This is a genomic window from Chryseobacterium phosphatilyticum, assembly GCF_002899825.2.
In the GTDB taxonomy this organism is placed as follows: Bacteria; Bacteroidota; Bacteroidia; order Flavobacteriales; family Weeksellaceae; genus Chryseobacterium; species Chryseobacterium phosphatilyticum.
This window is the reverse complement of the sequence record NZ_PPED02000033.1, coordinates 1-614: the sequence shown is the minus strand read 5'-3', so window position 1 is coordinate 614 and position 614 is coordinate 1. Positions and strand designations below refer to the sequence as shown.

1 pseudogene is annotated in these 614 nt (G+C 65.1%); it reads left to right on the top strand.

The annotated features are described in order from the left end of the window. Window positions 1–167: 167 nt before the first annotated feature. Window positions 168–614, top strand: a pseudogene (locus tag C1631_RS25290) (transposase); the annotation flags it as partial.

Genomic DNA, 614 nt, shown 5'->3' with positions numbered 1-614 from the left:
GCAGGTCAACCGCCTCAAGCTGTTGAAGCGTTCGATGTATGGCCGCGCCAAGCTCGACCTCCTGCGTCGCCGCTTCCTCCTCGCAGCGTGATCCACCAAACCCGACGAAGAGCCACTGAAGTGGTCCGCCCTGAGGTATGGCTTTTGAGCCAGATGAGGACGGACAGATGGGAACGAAGCGGCACAAGCCGGAAGACGTGGTCGCCAAGCTGCGGCAGGTGGATGTTCTGGTCTCGCAGGGCCAGAGCGTGGCGGAGGCGATCCGGGCCATCGGCGTGACGGAAGTGACCTACTACCGCTGGCGCAAGGAGTACGGCGGCCTGAAGAGCGATCAGGTTCGACGGATGAAGGACTTGGAGGTTGAGAACCAGCGGCTGCGCAAGGCGATTGCGGATCTCACCCTCGACAAGCTGATCCTGCAGGAGGCCGCTCGGGGAAACTGACCAGCCCCGCGCGCCGACGCGCCTGCATCGCGCATGTCATGAACGTCCTAGACGTCTCCGAGCGCCGCGCCTGTCGGGCGCTCGGGCAGCATCGCTCGACGCAGCGCAAGGTGCCGCGGGGAAGAGAGGATGAGGCCGCGCTGACAGCCGACCTCGTGGAACTGGCTCGCC